This window comes from Sphingobacterium athyrii, from assembly GCF_003071065.1.
In the GTDB taxonomy this organism is placed as follows: Bacteria; Bacteroidota; Bacteroidia; order Sphingobacteriales; family Sphingobacteriaceae; genus Sphingobacterium; species Sphingobacterium athyrii.
Genome location: NZ_QCXX01000001.1, coordinates 166,249 through 185,934, shown reverse-complemented (window position 1 = coordinate 185,934; position 19,686 = coordinate 166,249). Strand labels below are relative to the sequence as shown.

Below are 19,686 nucleotides of genomic sequence, written 5' to 3'. Positions count from 1 at the left end.
CTAATTAATTATTTTATTTCTATTAACAGCACCGTCCCAGATAATTTCCATCAGCTCCTTCAGATTTTGTTCAGAGAATTGAAGATCTTTGAATTTGATGTTGTGTACTGTAGACAAAGCTACCCCAATATAACTAGCCACCAACAGGTGGACATTTACTTGTTTTAGAATCTTTTTATCAATGCCTTCCTGCAAAAAATCCAGGACTTTATTCTGACCACCTACAGGTTCTTGTATTTCAGCTTTATTCTTTTCATAGTATGGTGAAGAAAAAAACTGTTCAAAAAAACTGAAGATCTGGGCATTTTCTAAATAGAACTTGACAAAATTGCGCCACACATGAAAAAAAGACGCTTTGTAGTCAAAGTCTTCTTTGATGCCATCAAAAATGTAATCATTCAGTAACGAGCGACAATGTTTGAAAAGCGCAAAGATCAGATCATCTTTAGAAGGAAAATAGTGATAGATTGTACCTATCGCTACTTCCGACTCCTGTGCAATTTTACTCATCGGCGTCCCATGGAAGCCGTTGGTATGGATAAGTTTAAGTGTGGCAGCAAAGACAGCTGCTATTTTTTCATTTGTATGCATCAATCGAACGTTCATTCGGGTGCAAAATTAACAATTAATTTGAATGCAAAATGTCAGATTATTGTTATAAATCAATAAAAGCTAAACAATTTGGATCAATACTACAATAAGGAAAAAAGATTTAAATTGTTTTGGCTTCGGGCAATTATTTTTTAGTGGTTTAATTTGAGGCATATGCTGCGGATAGGGCATAAAAAAAGGAACTTTTAAAGTTCCTTTTTTATTGGCAGTTTTTTAGCTGTTTTTCTACTTCCGCCAAGGGAAAAATATCCTTGCCTTTATTGATCTTTGTGTTGATGTAGGTCAGTACGTAGGCGATATCAACCGCCGAAAGATTTGAAGCCGGCATGGTGGAATTGAATTTCTTTCCTGCGACTTCCAATGCTCCGGTAGCCCCGTACTTGATCATGCAGGCAAGTTTTTGCCGATTGCTTTCCAGGAATTTGACATCCGTCAGGGGAGGGTACAGGTTTCCTAATCCTTCGCCCTTTTCGCCATGGCAATTCTGACAATGTGTAATATACACTTTTTGACCATTGACGCTGTACTGTGCTGTTCTGATGTCAACTTCATTCTGACAGCCGATGAGCACCAATAGGAGGGCGCCAATGATAAAACAGATCGTAAAAAGCGCGCGCATATTAGTTTTTAGCTTCGTTCAACAACTTTGGTAGGTCCTCCATCAGCTTTTTTACCTGCTCGTCATTTGTCCCGTCATAAGCACCACGGATACGTTTATCCTTGTCAATTAAGACCAGGTAGCCTTGGTGGTCGTAACCCCCGGGGGCATTTTTATCTTCTGCTGTATACACAAGGTATTGGTTGGCGATGCCATATATGTCAGCTTTTGTACCTGAAACAAATTGCCAGTGGTCGTTGCTCACGCCCAGCTTATTTGCGTAATCTTTCAATACATAGGGTTGATCGTATTTAAAATCTATGCTATGGGACAAAAAACGGACGGCATCGTTGTCTTTATATTGTGTGTAGATTTTCAATAGATTACGGTTCATTGTTGGGCAGATGCTCGGACAATGGGTGAAAAAGAAGTTGGCAATGTAAACCTTGCCCTCAAAATTCTGGTCTGAGATCATCACACTGTCTTGATTTAAAAATTTAAATGCCGGGATGGTATGATAGACCGTATCTACGACTTGCTTTCCGTCAACGGTTTTCTCGACGGCTTCACGTTCGCCGTAAATGGGCAAGCTCGACTGACTCGTGTTTTTGCAGGAGAATAAACCAAGCAATAGGCCTGTGGCACAACAAAGTTTAATTATAGATTTCATCTGTTTTTATTCTTTTATTATCAATTCACCCGCGGGGGTATTTCCTCCAGCTACAAGCTGTTGGCGCATGGAGCGGCTGCTTTAGAAATTTTTTAATTTTTCCTGGCTTTCCTTGGAAACTTCGTCAAATATTTTTTTCATGTCTGACACCTTCTGCAGTTCAACTTCAAAATACTTAACATCGGTGCTATCTGGATTATAATCTTTCATCCAGTCCATCATATGGTCCGTCGCACTTTCCAAATTCGCTTTTAATATGCCGAGATCTTTCTTTGTAGCTGTAGTGTCCAAATCGGCCTTAGCTGCTTTAAGTGTCTTTAAGTTGTTTAAGATGGAGTCAATTTTGACTGCATCGCGGTCAAAATGGGCGATCTGAGGCATGATTTCATCATGGATTTTAATTGTTGAATCCTGTAAAGCCTTTACATTATTTGTGCCGGTGGTTCCACATGCCGCTATTGCCAAGGATGCGATAGCCATGAAAGCGATTTTGTTCATGTTTCTATTTTTTTGGTAATTGGACAAAGATATCAATTTCTTATTGCCCGAGCTTTTGATTTCTATCCGGGAATGTAAAATTCAAGTCACGAATGTAGGTTTCACAATGCACTACAGCGCATAGCTCATTATTTTTATCTTTGATTTCCAAACTCAGGTTTTTTATGATTTTACCTTTTGTACGTATAGTCTGGGTACATTCCGCTAGCAGTGCGTCCGAAAGCTGCACCGAATAGCCTACGCTGGTCTTGCCCGGTTTTTTAAAATCTATTTTTGATGATTTAAGCCAGGCAATGGTTTTTTTAAAGCCAGTTTTTTGAAGGTACTGATCAATCAGGATCGGAAATATAGGGTCTGCCGCAGCAAAGATGGTCCCGCCAAACAAGGTTCTATTGGTATTGATATTGAATGGGGTCTTGTAAATTTTTACCTCGGCTCCTTTGAAGCCGGGACTGATCTTTTTTACCCAGATTCCCTGGAATAAAAAAGGCGGGTAAAAGCGCAAGAGCCATGTTAATGCACGCGGACTGTATCTCATCTTGCAAAAATAAAACAATGTGGCGGATTATTTTCTGAAATCTTGGTTTTCTTCGTTCACTATGGTATTTTTACGGCATCAAAAAACCTAAAATGTCAACATTAAAAGATAAACAGGCTGAGAGCAAGAAAGTATGGTTATTGGTGACAATAGCTTCGCTGGGATATTTTGTCGATATATACGATCTCATTATTTTTTCCATTGTCCGCATTCAATCCTTTACGGATATTGGGGTTCCGGTAGCAGAGATGCGGGTAAAAGGCGAATTTGTACTTAATATGCAAATGGGCGGTTTGCTCTTGGGCGGAGTTATCTGGGGGATTATCGGGGATAAATTCGGGCGTTTAAAGGTCTTGTTCGGTTCTATTCTCCTGTATTCATTAGCGAATATTGCCAATGGTTTTGTACACGATGTCATGCAATATGGCATTATCCGGTTTATCGCGGGAATCGGATTGGCCGGTGAACTGGGGGCGGGGATTACCTTGGTGTCGGAAAGTATGCATAAGTCGAAACGCGGTTATGGAACAATGCTGGTGGCCAGTGTTGGGGTAATGGGTGCTATTCTTGCTTACTTTGTTTCCGAGGAATTCAATTGGCGCACCGCTTATTTTGTTGGTGGTGGAATGGGCCTATTATTACTGCTATTACGTGTCGGTTCCTTTGAATCGGGCTTATTTCAAGAACAGGATAAAAAAGATGTGCCGAAAGGTGATTTTAGGATGCTTTTTACAGATAAGAGCCGATTGAAACGTTATGTTAATTGTCTTTGCATCGGTCTGCCAATCTGGTTTGTGGTCGGGGTGTTGGTGACGCAGGCTCCGGAAATCGGAAAGGCGTTGGGTGCATCTGAGACTTTAAGCGCAGGCAAAGGGGTGATGTTTGCTTACATCGGAATTTCCTTAGGTGATGTTTTGGCAGGAGTATTTGCACAGGTTTTAAAATCACGGAAGAAAGTTGTTTTTATCTGCCAATTGATTATTGTTGCTAGCTCATTATGGTATCTGCTAAGTACTGGAATTACCGCCGATAAGTTTTTGATTTTGGCGTTTATTATGGGGCTTGGAGTAGGGTACTGGGCAACCTTTGTGACGATCTCGGCGGAGCAATTCGGTACAAACCTGCGGGCTACGGTCGCAACGACAGCTCCTAATTTTGTCAGAGGAGCCTTGATCCCATCGACCATGTTATATGGACTTTTAGTAAATTCTTTTGGTATTGTACCTGCGGCAATTACGATGGTATTGCTGCTTTCAGGTATTGCTATATATTCCCTCACGCAACTTGAGGAGAGCTTTGATAAAGATCTCAACTATCTCGAGGAATAACGAGCTGGATCTAAACTGGCTATTTTTTTCGGCCGGGACATTTTTTGCAACGTTTCCCTTCTTTGTATTTCTTGCAGCATTTTTTGAAACAGATGCAGGAAAAATCAGAAAAAGGATTCATTGCAGCGCTTCTAAATTGAAATGGGCTTGCTTTGCCCTCACCCTCACACGGTTCCACAAAGGATTCAATAACTTCGTTCATGGTACAAAGTTACTATTTGTTTAAAATAGTTCTAAATAAAAAATAATGTTTTTACATTTTTTTGATTAGATTCTCAATCACTTTCGGAAAATGTTGATGTTCCAATTGTTGACCTTTAAACTTAATGATATCCAGGGTATCATTGGGATCTATCTTAAACTTGGCTTGATAAATAATTTCACCTTCATCAAAGTGTTCATTGGCAAAGTGAATCGTGATACCGTGTTCTTCTTCCTTGTTGGCTAAAACAGCTTTATGCACATGGTCTCCGTACATGCCCTTACCGCCGTATTTAGGCAGGAGAGCAGGGTGGATGTTAATGATCTGATTCGGATAAGCTCTTAAAAGATTATTGGGTACCAGCCATAGGAAGCCGGCCAAAACAATCAGATCTATATTTAAATTTTTAAGAATGTTAACGATATTATCTGTGTTGTAAAATTCATTGCGATCGAATATATGTGCTGGAATTTCAAAATTGTCAGCGCGTTGAATAACGTAAGCATCAGGATTGTTGGATAGGATCAGCGCAACCTCAGCTTCATCTGAGTATTTGAAATGTTCCATTATTTTTTGAGCATTGGATCCTGAACCTGAAGCAAAAATGGCAATTCGTTTTTTCACGATTAATGAGTGTTAATAGATTTGATCGATTTAAAAATTAGCCCAAACTTACGCATTTTTTGTAAAAAAACTAAAATATTGACGAATAGAACCGCGTTTTTAGTATAATTGATTAAAATTTAATTGAATATTCATTGTCTGTTTAAAATTCTCTAACATGAAGTTACTCTGTTCCCTATTTCTTGCCTGTGGATTTTTCCTTTTTCAGCCTGTGTTTGCCCAGGCGCCAAAAACGATACCCGCATTTACATTCGAAGAGGTGTATCAGACGGGTAAGTTCAGTTCGGACAGGTTGCCTAAAACAGGTTATATCGTCCTTGATTTTTACGATCCGGGCTGTGGGCATTGTCAAAAAATGGGAGCGGGCATCGCACAGAATTTACAGAAGCTCAAAAATGTTAGTTTTTACTTTATTTCGATGAATGATAAGGTCTATGTGGATGGATTTATTAATATGCATGCCGAAGCATTGAAGGGGGCGGCCAACGTGAAATTTTTGTATGATGGCGGAACGCAGTTTATTGAAAAATTTAACCCGAGTAATTATCCCTCCCTTTATATTTATGATGGAAAAACCAGAACATTGGTGCAGCATCTTGATGGTGAAGACGATGTGAAAAAATTGCTCAAAGCCATAGGGGTTCCGAATTAAACGATCATTGTTTCCTAAAAGTAAAAGCCCCACTGATGAAGCAGGGCTTTTACTTTATGAAACAACAGGTGTTAATCTTGCTGTTTATTGATAAAGACAAATTTTCCGTCGAACACATCCAGCCGTATGATGGAATCGCGGCTGACTTTGCCGGATAAGATTTCTTTGGAAAGTTCATTCAGAATACGTTTCTGAATGACGCGTTTCAACGGTCTGGCGCCATAGATCGGATCGTAACCGAGTTGTGCCAACCAGTCCATCGCTTCGTCAGACGCCGTGATAAAGATATTCTGTTCGGCCAGTTGTTTTTGGACATGGGCAAATTGAAGTCTCACAATATCAGCGATTTCATCTCTGCTCAATGGTGTGAACATGATCACCTCGTCAATACGGTTCAGAAACTCCGGACGGATCGACTGTTTAAGCAGGTCAAATACCTCGGTACGTGTTTTTGCAATGATCTCCTCTTTATTGCCGTCATTCAAATGACTAAAATTATCCTGGATAATGTGTGAACCCGTATTGGAGGTCATGATAATGATCGTGTTCTTAAAGTTGACCGTACGGCCTTTGTTGTCTGTCAGATGACCATCATCCAGTACCTGCAATAAGATATTAAATACATCTGGATGTGCTTTTTCGATTTCATCGAGCAATACGACCGAGTAGGGATGTCTCCGTACAGCCTCTGTGAGCTGACCGCCTTCATCATAACCTACATATCCCGGAGGCGCACCGATCAAACGGGATACGGCATGGCGTTCCTGATATTCGGACATGTCGATACGCACCATGGACTGTTCATCATCGAAGAGAAATTCGGCCAGGGCTTTAGCAAGTTCGGTTTTTCCGACCCCAGTTGTACCTAGGAAAATGAATGAGCCTATCGGACGCTTCGCATCGTTCAGTCCAGCTCTGGAGCGGCGGATCGCATCTGAAATGGCTTCGATGGCCTCGTTTTGACCCGCTACCCGTTTGTGGAGCTCTTCTTCCAGATTCAGCAGTTTTTCACGTTCAGACTGAATCATTTTGCTGACAGGGATGCCTGTCCATTTGGCAACAACATCAGCAATATCTTCCGAAGTTACCTCTTCCTTGAGCATGCGTTTGCTTTCCTGTTTCTCAGCCAGTTCAGCTTTCAGTTTCTCTACTTTTTCCTGTGCCTCTTTGATTCTTCCGTAACGCAGTTCCGCTACTTTGCCGTAATCACCGGAACGTTCCGCCTGTTCGGCTTCAAGCTTATAGTTTTCGATGTTTTCAATTTCCTGGTTTACATTGTCGACTAAGCTTTTCTCCTCTTGCCAAGAAGCCCGTAGCGTATCGCGTTCAGCGGATAGGTTGGCAATGCTTTCTGAAAGTTCCTGTACCTTTTTGTCGTCATTTTCACGTTTCAATGCTTCGCGTTCAATCTCCAGTTGCATGATACGACGTTCCAGCTCATCGACCGCTTCGGGTACGGAATCCATCTCCAGCCGCAATTTTGAAGCTGCTTCGTCAATCAGATCAATTGCTTTGTCCGGTAAAAAGCGGTCTGAAATATAGCGTTGTGACAGTTCCACTGCAGCGATAATGGATTCGTCGAGGATACGCACCTTATGGTGTGTTTCATAACGCTCTTTTAATCCCCGAAGAATGGATATCGCATCCTGGGTGTCCGGCTCTTCCACCATGACTTTTTGGAATCTGCGTTCCAAAGCTTTATCCTTTTCAAAGTATTTTTGATATTCATTGAGTGTAGTGGCTCCAATGGCACGTAGCTCACCCCTGGCCAATGCAGGTTTCAAGATGTTTGCGGCATCCATTGCACCCTCGCCGCCACCGGCACCGACCAAGGTATGGATTTCATCTATGAATAGAATGATCTCTCCATTGGAATCGGTGACTTCTTTGACAACAGCTTTTAGACGTTCCTCAAATTCACCTTTGTATTTGGCTCCGGCCACGAGGGCACCCATATCCAAAGAAAAGACAATTTTGGATTTGAGGTTTTCCGGTGCGTCGCCTTTAATAATCCGGTAGGCGATTCCCTCAGCGATAGCTGTTTTACCGACTCCGGGCTCACCAACGAGTATAGGGTTGTTTTTGGTACGCCGTGAAAGAATCTGCATCACACGTCTGATTTCCTCATCCCGGCCGATGACCGGATCGAGCTTACCAGATTCAGCATACTCGTTTAGATTACGGGCGTATTTGCCCAATGCATTATAGGTAGCTTCCGCATTTTGATCGGTCACGCGGCTGTTTCCACGTAGTCCTTTAATGGCCGTCTTTAAATCTTTTTCGGTCACACCTTGGGATTTCAATAGGGTGGATGTTTTGTCCGAAGTGGCCAATATGCCCAATAACAAGTGCTCAACAGAGACAAATTCATCGTTGAATTCTTTGAGGTATCCCTGCGCTTTTTGTAGCGCATTGTTGGTATCACTGCTCAGGTAGATATTGCTTCCGCTTACCTTTGGGAAACCCTCGATTTGCTTGTCAAGCTCAGTGCCAAGGTAAGTGACATTAACGTTCAGTTTCTTTAAGAGGTGGCTGACAACGTTTTCATCCACAGTTAGTAATGCTTTTAGTATATGTGCTGTCTCGATGGCCTGTTGTTGATTTCCAGCGGCAATCTCCGAAGCTTTTTGTATAGCCTCTTGGGCTTTGATTGTGTAGTTGTTAAAGTTCATGCTGTATCGCTTAATTAAAGTTTTGTTGCTGTGCTTCATCTATAACAATTGAAATGCCATTCGGGTTTTATGGGTTATTTCGGAAAAAATGGCATTAATATTTATTGAATCATGACAAATCTTCATATTGTAAAAATAATGCTGTTGATTTTGAATTATTTGTCAATGCCAAGGACAAAAATTATAGCGGTAGACTTGCATTTTTGATTTAGGCTTTCGATATTTGCAGCATCTTAAAACGGACGGCCGTTTTAAAGATTGAAAAGAAGTGAACGCCTCTTTAGCTCAGCTGGTAGAGCAACTGACTTGTAATCAGTAGGTCATTGGTTCGATCCCGATAAGAGGCTCTTCGAGTACTACTCATTAAACTTCTTTAAAAAGCCTCTTTAGCTCAGCTGGTAGAGCAACTGACTTGTAATCAGTAGGTCATTGGTTCGATCCCGATAAGAGGCTCTTTGAGCAACACTCATTAAAATTCATTTAAAAGGCCTCTTTAGCTCAGCTGGTAGAGCAACTGACTTGTAATCAGTAGGTCATTGGTTCGATCCCGATAAGAGGCTCAAAAAATCCTCAGGAATAATTCCTGCGGATTTTTTGTTTTTAATCCAGACTCAGCTTGGCAGCTATTGCTATTTTCTTCGGTATATCGGTATTATCCATTTTCTGATTGAACAGTTCAGCACCCACACCAATGGCATAAACGGGTGCATAGGCTGCCGAATGGTTGTTGGAAGCCCAGACTATTGAGCCCATGCGGTTCAGTATGGCGATGCTTAAAGCGGCGATTTTGTCATCACTTGCATATAGACTTTTTGCTGTCTCATTTTGATGGTCAACGAAGCTTCGCTGAAAGGCCTCTTTCAGCATTTTGTCGTCATCTGTATTTACTTTTACCTGATTATACAGCCCTGTTTGTGCCGAAAGTAAGTTTTTTAGATCATCCCAGGAAGCATTTGCTTTACTTTTGCGCAGACTACCGATTTCATTAGACAGTTCGGCATGCGATAATTTTTGATTGGCCAGCAATTTAGTTTTTAATGTCGAGCTGCCGTTGCCGATACCCAATCCGCCTGTTTCGTGGTCTGCTGTCACGACAATAAGCGTTTCATTGGGATGCTGCTTATAGAATTCAAAGACCAGCTCTGCAGCGGAGTTAAAGTCCAGCACCTCCCGGATGGTAGTAGCAGCATCATTTGCATGGCAGGCCCAGTCTATTTTTCCGCCTTCGACCATTAAAAAGAACCCATTTTTGTTATTCAGTTCCAGCGATTGGATAGCTGCGGCAGTAATATCGGCAAGCTTTAGGTCAGCGGGCTTTTGATCTATGGCATATTTTAACGCATCAGTTGCCGTTCCCTCGGTGTTCATGAGGATAATTTTATCAGATTTGCGCGGGTATTGCGTATAGGCATCTTTTCCCTTCAAAACCTGGTATCCTGCCTTTTCGAATAATGGAAAAAGGGAGGGTGCTGTCTTTTTGTCAAAGCTTGTTTCAGGTTTTAGGAAATTGGATCCGCCGAAGAAGTCAAAATTGGAGCTGATAATTTCTTTTCCGATTTCGTAGTACATATCACGGTCAGGCTGATGGGCATAAAACGATGCTGGCGTGGCATGGTCAATGCTTACACTAGTGATGATGCCGACTTTTTTTCCCTTTTCTTTGGCTGCATAAGCGATACTTTTATAAGGTACTGTTCCTGTGCTATCCATCCCGATAACACCATTCTTTGTCTTTTTACCTACAGCAAGTGCAGTACCACCGGCTCCAGAATCGGTAACGCCGTTGGATTGTGAATGTGTTGAAGCAAAGCCAACATGGGGGAATTGAGTAAACACGAGCGGTACGGTACTATTTTGTTGCTGGGTTTCGGCGCGGTGTATTTCAGTCAGGTTGACTTGATTGAGGCCCATTCCATCACCAATCAGGTAAAAGATATATTTCGCTTCTTGGCTGAAAGCCGGAAATACCTGGATATAAGCAAAGAGAAGGAGGAATAAAAAATGTTTTTTCATTAGCGTGATAAATAATAATAAATGACCGCAAATTAACAAGTCAGCATTAGCTAATTGTTAATTCATTATTATGAATGCTCTTTATGCAGTCCCTGAGATGTGGCAGTTACTGCTGATTTGCTGTTTCTGCTAATTGTTTGATGTCTTTTACGGAGATGATGTTGACGGATTCTCTACAGTTGCGAATAGCCTGCAGCATCGCCGAGGCTACGCGGGCAACAGGAAGCGCTTCGTAGTTCTTGAAAAGGCCAATGCGATTAAAGGCCTTTAATGCGCTTATGCCAATCTTTTCACCTACGCGATCTGTGTTTGGACGGATTAAACCGCCGGGTTGCACAATAATAAGCTTGCCAAAATCAAGTGCCTTAACATGTTGTTCTAAGCTCCCTTTCATTCGATTATAGAAAATTTTAGATCCAGCGTCAGCATTGACTGCCGACAGCAATACAAAACAAGGGATTTCATTTTTCTTGGCCAGCGCCGCAAATTGCAGGTTGAGGTCATGATCCACGCGCCACTGGGCGTCTTTGCTGCCCGCATCTTTGGCTGTGGTGCCAAGGCAGGAGATCGCGACATCACCCCGAATATGCTGTTCAAATTCCTGTAGCTTGTTGAAATCCACAATAATCTGCTGTAATTTGGGCTGTTCGTCAAATGTCTTGCGACGTAGGAGGACGATAATTTCGGTGAATTCCGCTGACTTCAATAAATCTTGCACAAGTATTTTTCCGGTTGCGCCAGATCCGCCAATTAAGACTGCTCTCATAGTGTTCGTTTTTTTGTTCCATACCAAATGATGAACAGGATCACCTGTGCATCATCGTGATATTGTTACTGTTACTAAGTCCGGGATTTATACCGGAAGCTTAATCTTTATAGTTTGGTTTTCCGGGAGTGAAGCGTACGATGGATTGATCCAGTCGCAGGGTGTCGGCCACAGTGATCAGATCTTCCTCAACAATAAAGTTTTGATCAATGGATGTTTTTATTGTTGTAAAATCTTCTTGATCGGCGTCTTGAAAATAGAGGAGAGATTGGATGGTTGATACCGCTACGAGTTCGAGCAATTCGTCTTCACCTTCATAGCCAACATAGAAAAAATCTGCCATAATTATGCAATTTGGTTTCATACGAATATACCTTATTTAATCTTAAATCAGTCATTTTAGACCGAAAAAACTTAGCAAAGGAGTCGATGTTTTAATAATCGCCGAATTTGAATTTTCTTGTGGAGCAGCTTTATTTCCCTCATAAAAATGCCTTATATTTGAGGTGACCGTTTAGTTTAATTGTGAACAATAAGATTATATAAAGATGGATAAAGAGCAGATACAAAATTGGTTGGATGAAGGATACGATATACTGCATCATGGTAGACCGGTTAAAGTTGAGGGCAATTTGTGGGATTATATAGATGGACTGGGAAGTTATGAAAACGTGTATGTATTGCGGGAATTGATTTATTGGACAGAAGAAGAGCTGGCAAATATCGGCAAGTAACAGTAAGGTCCTGAACCCATTGCTGTTGCCGTAGATTCAAGACCAGTTGCGTAATCTGTTTAATTTTTAAAGAATAATATTACGTTTAAAAGCGCAACCCAATTCGATGAGCGAATCTGTTTTTGCTATGCCGGGAATGTTGTCAATTTTTTCATATAGCAATTGGCGCATATGTTCATGGTTTTTGGCTATAATTTTAACGTATAAGGTATAATTTCCCGTGATGTAATAACATTCCGTTACTTCGGGGATTTTTTTCAATTCCGCAATAATACGGCTTGAATCATGATCTTTTTCTAGGCTCAAGCCCGTAAAAGCCCCCCAGTCATAACCTAATCTTTTTTCATCCAATACAGGTTTTATGCCGGTCAATATACCTTGTTCCATTAAGCGATTAATCCGTTGATGGATCATGGTATTGGATACACCCAATGCAGTAGCAATTGCGGAATAGGCCATTCGGCCATCTGCATCCAGGTATTTTAAAATCTGAAGGTCAAATTCATCTATGCCGTTCATTGTTATGTAGGTTTAAAAGTTAATTTTAATATTTTAACGCTAATTTAGTGTTAAATTACATTGTTTTGTGTTAAAAATAGTAAAAATTGTATATTTGTTATTATTTGAAAATAAAATCCAAATTATGAGTATGGTATCTAAACAAGGAAATAGCGCGGCATTCGTGGCCAAGGAAGAAAAATATGGAGCACATAACTATCATCCTTTACCGGTCGTACTGGAACGAGCAGCTGGTGTTATGGTTTGGGATGTTGACGGTAAATCTTATTTTGATTTTCTATCCGCCTATTCAGCGGTCAATCAAGGACATTGCCATCCACGGATTATTGCTGCATTGACGGATCAAGCCCAAAAGTTAACCTTGACCTCACGTGCTTTCTACAACAATAAATTAGGCGATTTTGAAGAAATGATCTGCAAGTTGTTCGGATTCGATAAAGCTTTGGTCATGAATTCTGGTGTAGAGGCTGTTGAAACGGCGATGAAGCTCTGTCGTAAGTGGGCGTATCAAGTGAAGGGTGTTGCACAGAACCAAGCTAAAATAGTTTTTGCCAAAGATAATTTTCATGGACGTACCATTTCGGTGATATCTGCTTCAAACGATACGACCGCGACCAGTGATTTTGGCCCTTTTGTGGAAGGGATTGCATTGGTACCTTACAATGATATCGAAGCATTGGAAATATTGTTCAAACAGGATAAAAATATTGCCGGATTTATTGTGGAGCCCATTCAGGGCGAAGCAGGTATTGTGGTTCCGGATGCGGATTATCTAAAACGTGTGCGCCAGTTGTGTACGAACTATAATGTGCTTTTTATTGCGGACGAAATTCAGACAGGTATCGCACGAACCGGAAGCATGTTGGCATCTTATGCCATTGACGATGTAGACAGCGCAAGTAAGCCGGATGTATTGATCTTGGGTAAGGCCCTATCCGGAGGTGTATTGCCCGTGTCTGCGGTGTTGGCAGACGATGCGATTATGTTATGTATCAAACCCGGTGAGCATGGCTCTACCTATGGTGGTAATCCTTTGGCTTGTGCAGTGGCTATGGAGGCATTGCAGGTCGTGCTGGATGAAGATCTGATCAGGAATGCAGGTCAGATGGGCGATCTATTTCTGGAAGGATTACACAAGATTGCCGCTAAATTGGATATCATTACCGAGGTTAGGGGTAAAGGACTCTTGACCGCCATTGTGATCAATGCCAGTGAAGAAAGTGACCTGGCCTGGAATATTTGCCTGGAATTTAAGGAGAATGGTCTGCTGGCAAAACCTACCCACGGCAACAAAATTCGTTTGGCTCCACCTTTGGTTATAACCGAAAGCCAGATCAACAGCTGTCTGGAGATAATCGAGCGATCGTTGACTAATGTGACCACAAGATGAAGAAAATGATTGAATTGATCAAAAACAGGTCAGATATCGGTGCGGGTACCAGAGGTTCTGATTTAGGAATTGATGCCATTGAGATTGCGGCAATCAACAAAGGGAGTCAGTACTTTATCAATTATCCTTTTGTGGATGTGCCTACACGGAATAGTTCCATTTATCAAAATGATAATCACCCTTTTGGTAAACATATTCAGCAGATTTACGAGCAATGTAAACAAGTGGCCTCAACCGTTGAGGATAGTCTTTCAGCGGGTAATTTCCCGCTGGTATTTTCGGGTGACCATTCTTCGGCAATGGGCACAATCAGTGGAATCAAATCGGCCTACCCAGATAAAAAATTGGGGGTGATCTGGGTTGATGCCCATGCGGATATTCATTCACCCTATACAACGCCTTCCGGCAATATGCATGGGATGCCTTTGGCGGCCATGTTGAATGATGATAATTTGTCTTGTAAAATCAATGAAATTGATCAATCAACGCAGGAATTCTGGAATAAGCTGAAACGTATTGCTGGTCCGGCCGAGAAGATACAGCCCGCGAATTTAATCTATTTTGGCGTTCGGGATACGGAGGAGCCCGAGGATCTGCTGATTGAGCGTTTAGGTATAAAAAATTACCGCGTCGAAGAAATTCGTCAGCGGGGCATTGATGATTGTGTCGCTGAGGCATTGAGCAATTTGAGGGACTGCGATATGATTTATATTTCCTTCGATGTGGATAGTATGGATAGTGAACTGATTTCAGACGGTACAGGGACTCCCGTTCCCAAAGGCTTTATGCCGAAGGAAATCGTTCTGATATTGGAAGAAATCATCCGTTCGGGAAAAGTTACCTGTTTGGAGATTGTTGAGGTAAATCCCTTGCTGGACAATAAAGGAAATAAGATGGCCGAGGTCGCTTTTGATATTTTAGAACGGATAACACCTTTGATTGAGCTTAAATCCGGGTATTGATCCGTAGCACGACTTTGTTGCGAAGGGGGGCGATGCCCCTTTTTCGTTTGTGGTAGGGGCTTCGTTGCTGACAAGGTATGTCCAACATGAAAAGTGTGCTCTGTCTTATCCTGAGGTTGCGATGTAGTCTGTTCTTTGCGCCATATTAAGTTTAATCGGATTTAATATTCTCTTAACATGTTTCCGCTTAAATTTGCAGGGCGATTATTTACTGCAAAAATGAGGATTTCTAATAACATTATATTTTCGGTTGTCTTTCTGGGGCAACTGCTTTTGTCACAGTTGACTACGGCACAAGTTGATTCATTTAAGGAGATTCGGGTAATAAGTCAAAACTATCCGGATTCAGCGATTACCTTAGTCAAAAAACGTTATGCGAAAGCCGTCAATGACCGTGATCTACTACTGCAGGGAAATTGTTTACAGGCGATCGGCTGGTTGTGTGTCAATCAGGGGCATTACGCTCAGGCGCAGGATTATTATTTCCAGGCGGACCGTATCTACACGCAGATCAATGCAAAGCAATCGCTGGCATCTAATTGGACAGATATTGGCGAACTCAATATTTTCAATAAACAGCATCATGTTGCAAAAGAATATTTTAACAAAGCCTTGCATGCATTCAAAGGTGAAAATGACCGAAATGGTGAAGCTTCAGTCTTGGGGAATATCGGGCATCTTTTTGAAAAAGAGGGGCATTACGATTCGGCCTTTGTCTATCAAAAGCAGGCTTTGGCGATCTATCGTGAACAGACGAACAGCAACGGTGAAGCCAAGATTCATGAAAACCTGGGCAGCATCTACGAGGATCTGGGCAAATATGACAGTGCCTATGCGCATTTCGAAAAGGCGAGAAATTTGTATGAGCAAACGCAGGACAATTATGGAAAGATTGTGGTCATCAATAACATGGGGGATATCTTTCGAAAAACAAATAAATATCCTGAAAGTATTCAATTGACTCAACTTGCTTTTCGCTTAGCTGAAAACCTTGGCGATGTCTATCAGATGGCATCAACGACAAAAGACCTCAGTAAAACATACGCTTTAAGCGGGCAGGTGGATAGTGCTTATTTCTACGCAGAACGGAGCCGAAAACTGGTACTGGAACTATACAGTGTGGATGGGGCCCGCCATACGGCTTTTTTTCAGGCACTGTATGATATGAACCAAAAGGCGGAGGAAATAGAGAAATTGCAGACCAACAAACGGATGAATTCCATCTTATTATTGGGTACGATACTCGTATTGATTTTATTAAGTATACTTTCCTACGTACTCTATAGCCGGCAAAAAATTAAGATCAAAACCCAGATTGCCGAATCACGGAAGCAGGAAGCCGAGCGCGAATTGGCTGAAATAGCACTCAAAAACCAACTATTGGAAGATAAACAACTCAAACAGGAGCTGACCCTGAAGGAAAAAGAACTGACCTCACATACGCTTAATCTTATCCGTAGCAATCAATTTCTGGAGGAGCTACGGGACGAGCTAAAAGCCCTGGTCAAAGATGATCGAAGGGATCAGAAGAAACCTATGCAGCGCATGGTACAACAAATCAATGAGCACATTACACAGGGCATTCATTGGAAAGAATTCATGGGTACATTTGAACGTGTGCATCATAGTTTCTTTGAAAAATTGATCAAGCTGTTTCCCGATCTGACCGCCGCCGATATGCGCCTGATCGCATTGCTGAAAATCAATCTCAATAATACCGATATCGCAATCCTTCTGGGGATCTCCCAAGATAGCCTTCGGGTGGCCAGACATCGCTTACGGAAAAAACTAAAATTGGAACAGAGTGAGGATCTTGCGGGGTATCTGCTCCGTATTTCATAATTTCTTAACATAAGGGTAACTGAATTTTAATGGCGTTTATTTTTGATGTAAATGTCTTTATTTCAGATTTTTAGTATCTATTGTTTCCCTCTCGTCTAGTCTAGGTTTTGGCTTGTTTCTTTCTTGTAACACCAAAGATTTTGTGAATCTGTTGCAGGCTTTCATATTTGTGGCAACAATCAAAGATTCATAATAATCTATTAAAAATGAAAAATGTTTTAACGGTATTGCTTGCCTCCAGCATTTCGATCAGCGCCGCTTATGCGACCAAGATCAAGGGGAAAGTCCTGGATGGACAAACAGGGGAAGCCATTGTCGGTGCTACCGTGTTCCTCGAACAAAGTGGTCTGTCAACCAGGACACAACTGGATGGTTCATTTGAATTCAAAGGACTATCAGCAGGTAGGGATAAAGTACATATCAGACATATGGCTTATGCCGAACTGGTCCAGGAAATTGAGGTAAAAAAGGAAAATACCCCTCATTTTACGTTTCAGCTTACCTCGAGCGAGCAGACCTTAATGGAGGTAACGATCAAAGGACAGCGCAACGGTGGTGATGATGATCCAAGCGCCCGCCGACTGGAAAAGAATGCTTCACAGATCATGAATGTGGTATCGGCCAGGGCAATAGAGATCTCGCCGGATATTACGGTGGCAAATGTTGTGCAACGTGTTTCGGGCGTCTCAATCGAACGTAATTCAAATGGCGAGGGACAGTATGCAATTTTAAGGGGAATGGACAAACGCTATAATACGACTTTGGTCAATGGCGTGAAAGTACCCAGCCCGGACAATAAATACCGCTACGTACCTTTGGATCTATTCCCTTCCGATATGTTGGAACGATTGGAAGTCTACAAATCGCTGACACCAAATATGGAGGCAGATGCCATCGGTGGTGTCGTGAATATGGTGATGAAATCCGCACCGCGTAAACTATTCTTTCAGGCCAATCTGGCCACAGGTTATAGCCAGCGGTATTTTAACCGCGATTTTGGCAGCTTCTCCAGCGGAGCTGTTTCATCAAAGTCGCCCTATGAACTGCATGGAAAAAATTACAATGCCACCGCCGCTGATTTTGATAAGGGCACATTGGACTATACGTATAAGAAACCGACACCGGATCTTGTTGGTAATTTGACGGTTGGGAACCGTTACCTAAATGATAAGTTGGGGGTAATATTGGGGCTGAGCTACCAAAATCTTTACCGTGGTAGTCATTCCATTTTTTACAAATCTTCGGTCAATAATACCAATCCGAATGCGATCATCACCGAAAAGAATGACCGGCAATACGATGAGCAGCAACAGCGCCTGGGTGTGCACAACAAGATAGACTACCGATTCAATGCCAATCATCGGCTGAGTTTTTACCAGATGTACGTGAACCTGAATAATCTGCAATTGCGCGATGCGGTCAATACAATTTATAATGGACAGTATGATCCAAGTATCGGCAAGTCTGAACTGACTTATGTGACCCGGACCAGAAAGACGGAGCAGCAGATTTACAATGGCAATCTACAGGGAGATCATCATTTTTTGGATAACCGCCTGAACTTCCGCTGGTCCGGGGTGCTGTCATCTGCCCGTAATGAAGTGCCGCAGAATACGACAATTAGTTTGGATGGTATCGAAGAGAATTTTCAACGCAGACGGACTTCATTGGTCAATAGGTCTCCGGTGACTTATCGCTGGGAGCGGAATACGGACGATGACCGTGCCGGATATTGGGATCTTGCGTATAAGGTGCCGTTGGCGGCAAACAAACTGGAACTGTCGACCGGTGGCTTGTATCGCGACAAACAACGGAGCAGTTTCTATAACAATTACAATCTGTCTCCAATCGCCAGTGAAGCGAAGCACCAATATGGGGTGGATTTTCAGGACTATACGGGTTTGAATCTCACGGTTAGCAATCCGACAGGTGCTGTGCGGAACCCGCTGACCTATGATGCCAGCGAGAAAACCACCGCTGCCTACGGGATGTTCAACTACGAGAATGACAAAATTCAAATGATCGGTGGTATACGGATGGAGCACACTAATCAGGGGTATAAATTGTTGTTTCCGGATGGTGAAGAAAGACCGGAGGGCTCCCGGACCTATACCGAATGGTTGCCTAGTTTGACCATGAAATATCACCTGGATAGTAAGCAGCAGCTTCATGGGGCATATTATCGAGCATTAAACCGCCCGGGTTTCTATGAGGTGGTGCCATCGCGGGTATTAAATGAAGAATTCTGGGAACGCGGAAATGCGGATTTGAAACATGCACTAGCGGATAATTTTGACTTACGTTATGAGCTATTTCCGGAGCCTTCATCGCAATTTCTTGCCGGACTATTCTATAAGAGGATTAAAAACCCGATAGAATATACCTTTCAGCCCGATGAAATTCGCGGACAGGATGTGTACTATATGCCGGGTAATTTTGGAACGGCAAACAATTTTGGTGTAGAGCTGGATTATATTAAATATATCCAAAAATTCGGTGTTAAAGCCAATTATACGTATACCCATTCACGGATCACCACACCGAAGAAATCGCGGGTAATCAATGAGGTCACACAGGATCTGGATCCAATCCTGGTGGATCAGACACGGCCTCTTCATGGGCAGGCAGCACATATTGCCAATCTGTCTTTGCTTTATAAGGATGCAAACAGGGGTTGGGAAGGACAGTTGGCCGGATCTTATACGGGCTCACGGATCAATTCGGTATCGGAATTTTTAAACGCCGATTTATGGCAGAAAGGGTTTATCCAGCTGGATGCTTCCATCGAGAAGAAATTCAAAGCCGGCTGGGCGGTTTTTGCCAAAGCGAATAACCTGTTGAACACGCCCATGGAACTTTACGTAAAGGGTACAAATCCAGAAAATGATAAGATCGCCGAGAAAATAGTGGAAGGTGGCAACACGCTTATCCGGAAGGATTTATACGGTCAGAACTATATTCTTGGTTTACGTTATTCTTTTAAGAAATAAGCGTCTGCGCGGACTGTTTACGAGAAATAATCCCATTGATTTTAAACAAAGAACATTCCATCTGAACGATGGCAGA

Annotated in this window: 18 protein-coding genes and 3 tRNA genes; 10 read left to right on the top strand and 11 right to left on the bottom strand. The window is 42.2% G+C overall.

Annotated features, from left to right (window positions below; genetic code table 11):
- The 5 genes from DCO56_RS00840 to DCO56_RS00820 all read right to left on the bottom strand — a co-directional run bounded on the left by DCO56_RS00840 (window position 1) and on the right by DCO56_RS00820 (window position 2,916).
- Window positions 1-606, bottom strand: coding sequence for a TetR/AcrR family transcriptional regulator (locus tag DCO56_RS00840; protein ID WP_108631891.1), 606 nt, complete (start codon window positions 604-606; stop codon window positions 1-3).
- A 205-nt stretch (window positions 607-811) separates the two neighbouring features.
- A complete protein-coding gene (locus tag DCO56_RS00835; protein WP_108631890.1) occupies window positions 812-1,231 on the bottom strand; it encodes a c-type cytochrome in 420 nt (139 codons plus the stop codon).
- 1 nt (window position 1,232) lies between these two features.
- Complete coding sequence (locus DCO56_RS00830) at window positions 1,233-1,880, bottom strand: SCO family protein (protein WP_108631889.1); 648 nt, start codon at window positions 1,878-1,880, stop codon at window positions 1,233-1,235.
- 81 nt (window positions 1,881-1,961) lie between these two features.
- Entirely contained in the window at window positions 1,962-2,378 is a 417-nt protein-coding gene (locus DCO56_RS00825) for a transposase (protein ID WP_108631888.1), read from the bottom strand.
- A gap of 40 nt (window positions 2,379-2,418) precedes the next feature.
- Window positions 2,419-2,916 carry a PaaI family thioesterase gene (locus DCO56_RS00820; RefSeq protein WP_108631887.1) on the bottom strand — a complete coding sequence of 166 codons (498 nt, stop codon included), beginning with the start codon at window positions 2,914-2,916 and terminating at the stop codon, window positions 2,419-2,421.
- 92 nt (window positions 2,917-3,008) lie between these two features.
- Here DCO56_RS00820 and DCO56_RS00815 point away from each other — a divergent pair, with 92 nt between their 5' ends.
- Window positions 3,009-4,244, top strand: a complete 1,236-nt coding sequence (locus DCO56_RS00815; RefSeq protein ID WP_108631886.1) for an MFS transporter — start codon at window positions 3,009-3,011, stop codon at window positions 4,242-4,244.
- A 253-nt stretch (window positions 4,245-4,497) separates the two neighbouring features.
- Here the strand turns inward: DCO56_RS00815 and purN are convergent, their stop codons facing one another.
- A complete protein-coding gene (gene purN, locus DCO56_RS00805) occupies window positions 4,498-5,070 on the bottom strand; it encodes a phosphoribosylglycinamide formyltransferase (protein WP_108631884.1) in 573 nt (190 codons plus the stop codon).
- Between the two features lie 157 nt (window positions 5,071-5,227).
- On the opposite strand from purN, the gene DCO56_RS00800 reads away from it, so the two are divergent.
- Entirely contained in the window at window positions 5,228-5,722 is a 495-nt protein-coding gene (locus tag DCO56_RS00800; RefSeq protein ID WP_108631883.1) for a TlpA family protein disulfide reductase, read from the top strand.
- Between the two features lie 71 nt (window positions 5,723-5,793).
- Here DCO56_RS00800 and clpB read toward each other — a convergent pair whose 3' ends face one another.
- A complete protein-coding gene (gene clpB / locus DCO56_RS00795) occupies window positions 5,794-8,394 on the bottom strand; it encodes an ATP-dependent chaperone ClpB (RefSeq protein ID WP_108631882.1) in 2,601 nt (866 codons plus the stop codon).
- A 274-nt stretch (window positions 8,395-8,668) separates the two neighbouring features.
- Here clpB and DCO56_RS00790 point away from each other — a divergent pair.
- The 3 genes from DCO56_RS00790 (at window position 8,669) to DCO56_RS00780 (ending at window position 8,954) form a co-directional block, all read left to right on the top strand.
- Window positions 8,669-8,741, top strand: a tRNA-Thr gene (locus DCO56_RS00790).
- Between the two features lie 33 nt (window positions 8,742-8,774).
- Window positions 8,775-8,847: transfer RNA gene (locus DCO56_RS00785), tRNA-Thr, on the top strand.
- Between the two features lie 34 nt (window positions 8,848-8,881).
- A tRNA-Thr gene (locus DCO56_RS00780) sits at window positions 8,882-8,954 on the top strand.
- Window positions 8,955-8,994: 40 nt separating this feature from the next.
- On the opposite strand, the gene DCO56_RS00775 is transcribed toward DCO56_RS00780, so the two are convergent.
- The 3 genes from DCO56_RS00775 to DCO56_RS00765 all read right to left on the bottom strand — a co-directional run bounded on the left by DCO56_RS00775 (window position 8,995) and on the right by DCO56_RS00765 (window position 11,516).
- Window positions 8,995-10,407 (bottom strand): alkaline phosphatase, encoded by a 1,413-nt coding sequence (locus DCO56_RS00775; RefSeq protein WP_108631881.1) that lies wholly within the window; start codon window positions 10,405-10,407, stop codon window positions 8,995-8,997.
- Window positions 10,408-10,513: 106 nt separating this feature from the next.
- Window positions 10,514-11,173: an NAD(P)H-binding protein gene (locus tag DCO56_RS00770; RefSeq protein ID WP_108631880.1), complete on the bottom strand. Its 660-nt coding sequence runs from the start codon at window positions 11,171-11,173 to the stop codon at window positions 10,514-10,516.
- Window positions 11,174-11,273: 100 nt separating this feature from the next.
- Window positions 11,274-11,516, bottom strand: a complete 243-nt coding sequence (locus DCO56_RS00765) for a hypothetical protein (protein ID WP_104382080.1) — start codon at window positions 11,514-11,516, stop codon at window positions 11,274-11,276.
- A gap of 205 nt (window positions 11,517-11,721) precedes the next feature.
- Here DCO56_RS00765 and DCO56_RS00760 point away from each other — a divergent pair, with 205 nt between their 5' ends.
- Window positions 11,722-11,907 carry a hypothetical protein gene (locus DCO56_RS00760; protein WP_108631879.1) on the top strand — a complete coding sequence of 62 codons (186 nt, stop codon included), beginning with the start codon at window positions 11,722-11,724 and terminating at the stop codon, window positions 11,905-11,907.
- 66 nt (window positions 11,908-11,973) lie between these two features.
- On the opposite strand, the gene DCO56_RS00755 is transcribed toward DCO56_RS00760, so the two are convergent.
- The gene (locus DCO56_RS00755; RefSeq protein WP_108631878.1) at window positions 11,974-12,426 is read right to left on the bottom strand and encodes an Lrp/AsnC family transcriptional regulator; all 453 of its coding nucleotides are present in this window, start codon (window positions 12,424-12,426) and stop codon (window positions 11,974-11,976) included.
- A gap of 124 nt (window positions 12,427-12,550) precedes the next feature.
- Here DCO56_RS00755 and rocD point away from each other — a divergent pair, with 124 nt between their 5' ends.
- The 4 genes from rocD (at window position 12,551) to DCO56_RS00735 (ending at window position 19,610) form a co-directional block, all read left to right on the top strand.
- The gene (rocD, locus tag DCO56_RS00750; RefSeq protein WP_146190952.1) at window positions 12,551-13,816 is read left to right on the top strand and encodes an ornithine--oxo-acid transaminase; all 1,266 of its coding nucleotides are present in this window, start codon (window positions 12,551-12,553) and stop codon (window positions 13,814-13,816) included.
- The gene (rocF, locus tag DCO56_RS00745; protein ID WP_108631877.1) at window positions 13,813-14,778 is read left to right on the top strand and encodes an arginase; all 966 of its coding nucleotides are present in this window, start codon (window positions 13,813-13,815) and stop codon (window positions 14,776-14,778) included. Before rocD ends, rocF begins: the two co-directional genes overlap by 4 nt.
- 219 nt (window positions 14,779-14,997) lie before the next feature.
- Entirely contained in the window at window positions 14,998-16,620 is a 1,623-nt protein-coding gene (locus tag DCO56_RS00740; protein ID WP_181390424.1) for a tetratricopeptide repeat protein, read from the top strand.
- A gap of 206 nt (window positions 16,621-16,826) precedes the next feature.
- Window positions 16,827-19,610: a TonB-dependent receptor gene (locus DCO56_RS00735; RefSeq protein ID WP_108631875.1), complete on the top strand. Its 2,784-nt coding sequence runs from the start codon at window positions 16,827-16,829 to the stop codon at window positions 19,608-19,610.
- The last annotated feature ends 76 nt before the right edge of the window (window positions 19,611-19,686 follow it).

What these genes read in the sequence shown, in the direction of transcription:
- DCO56_RS00840 (WP_108631891.1), bottom strand. Translation starts at nt 606, where the DNA reads ATGAACGTTCGATTGATGCATACAAATGAAAAAATAGCAGCTGTCTTT.
- DCO56_RS00835 (WP_108631890.1), bottom strand. Translation starts at nt 1,231, where the DNA reads ATGCGCGCGCTTTTTACGATCTGTTTTATCATTGGCGCCCTCCTATTG.
- DCO56_RS00830 (WP_108631889.1), bottom strand. Translation starts at nt 1,880, where the DNA reads ATGAAATCTATAATTAAACTTTGTTGTGCCACAGGCCTATTGCTTGGT.
- DCO56_RS00825 (WP_108631888.1), bottom strand. Translation starts at nt 2,378, where the DNA reads ATGAACAAAATCGCTTTCATGGCTATCGCATCCTTGGCAATAGCGGCA.
- DCO56_RS00820 (WP_108631887.1), bottom strand. Translation starts at nt 2,916, where the DNA reads ATGAGATACAGTCCGCGTGCATTAACATGGCTCTTGCGCTTTTACCCG.
- DCO56_RS00815 (WP_108631886.1), top strand. Translation starts at nt 3,009, where the DNA reads ATGTCAACATTAAAAGATAAACAGGCTGAGAGCAAGAAAGTATGGTTA.
- DCO56_RS00800 (WP_108631883.1), top strand. Translation starts at nt 5,228, where the DNA reads ATGAAGTTACTCTGTTCCCTATTTCTTGCCTGTGGATTTTTCCTTTTT.
- clpB (WP_108631882.1), bottom strand. Translation starts at nt 8,394, where the DNA reads ATGAACTTTAACAACTACACAATCAAAGCCCAAGAGGCTATACAAAAA.
- DCO56_RS00775 (WP_108631881.1), bottom strand. Translation starts at nt 10,407, where the DNA reads ATGAAAAAACATTTTTTATTCCTCCTTCTCTTTGCTTATATCCAGGTA.
- DCO56_RS00770 (WP_108631880.1), bottom strand. Translation starts at nt 11,173, where the DNA reads ATGAGAGCAGTCTTAATTGGCGGATCTGGCGCAACCGGAAAAATACTT.
- DCO56_RS00765 (WP_104382080.1), bottom strand. Translation starts at nt 11,516, where the DNA reads ATGGCAGATTTTTTCTATGTTGGCTATGAAGGTGAAGACGAATTGCTC.
- DCO56_RS00760 (WP_108631879.1), top strand. Translation starts at nt 11,722, where the DNA reads ATGGATAAAGAGCAGATACAAAATTGGTTGGATGAAGGATACGATATA.
- DCO56_RS00755 (WP_108631878.1), bottom strand. Translation starts at nt 12,426, where the DNA reads ATGAACGGCATAGATGAATTTGACCTTCAGATTTTAAAATACCTGGAT.
- rocD (WP_146190952.1), top strand. Translation starts at nt 12,551, where the DNA reads ATGAGTATGGTATCTAAACAAGGAAATAGCGCGGCATTCGTGGCCAAG.
- rocF (WP_108631877.1), top strand. Translation starts at nt 13,813, where the DNA reads ATGAAGAAAATGATTGAATTGATCAAAAACAGGTCAGATATCGGTGCG.
- DCO56_RS00740 (WP_181390424.1), top strand. Translation starts at nt 14,998, where the DNA reads ATGAGGATTTCTAATAACATTATATTTTCGGTTGTCTTTCTGGGGCAA.
- DCO56_RS00735 (WP_108631875.1), top strand. Translation starts at nt 16,827, where the DNA reads ATGAAAAATGTTTTAACGGTATTGCTTGCCTCCAGCATTTCGATCAGC.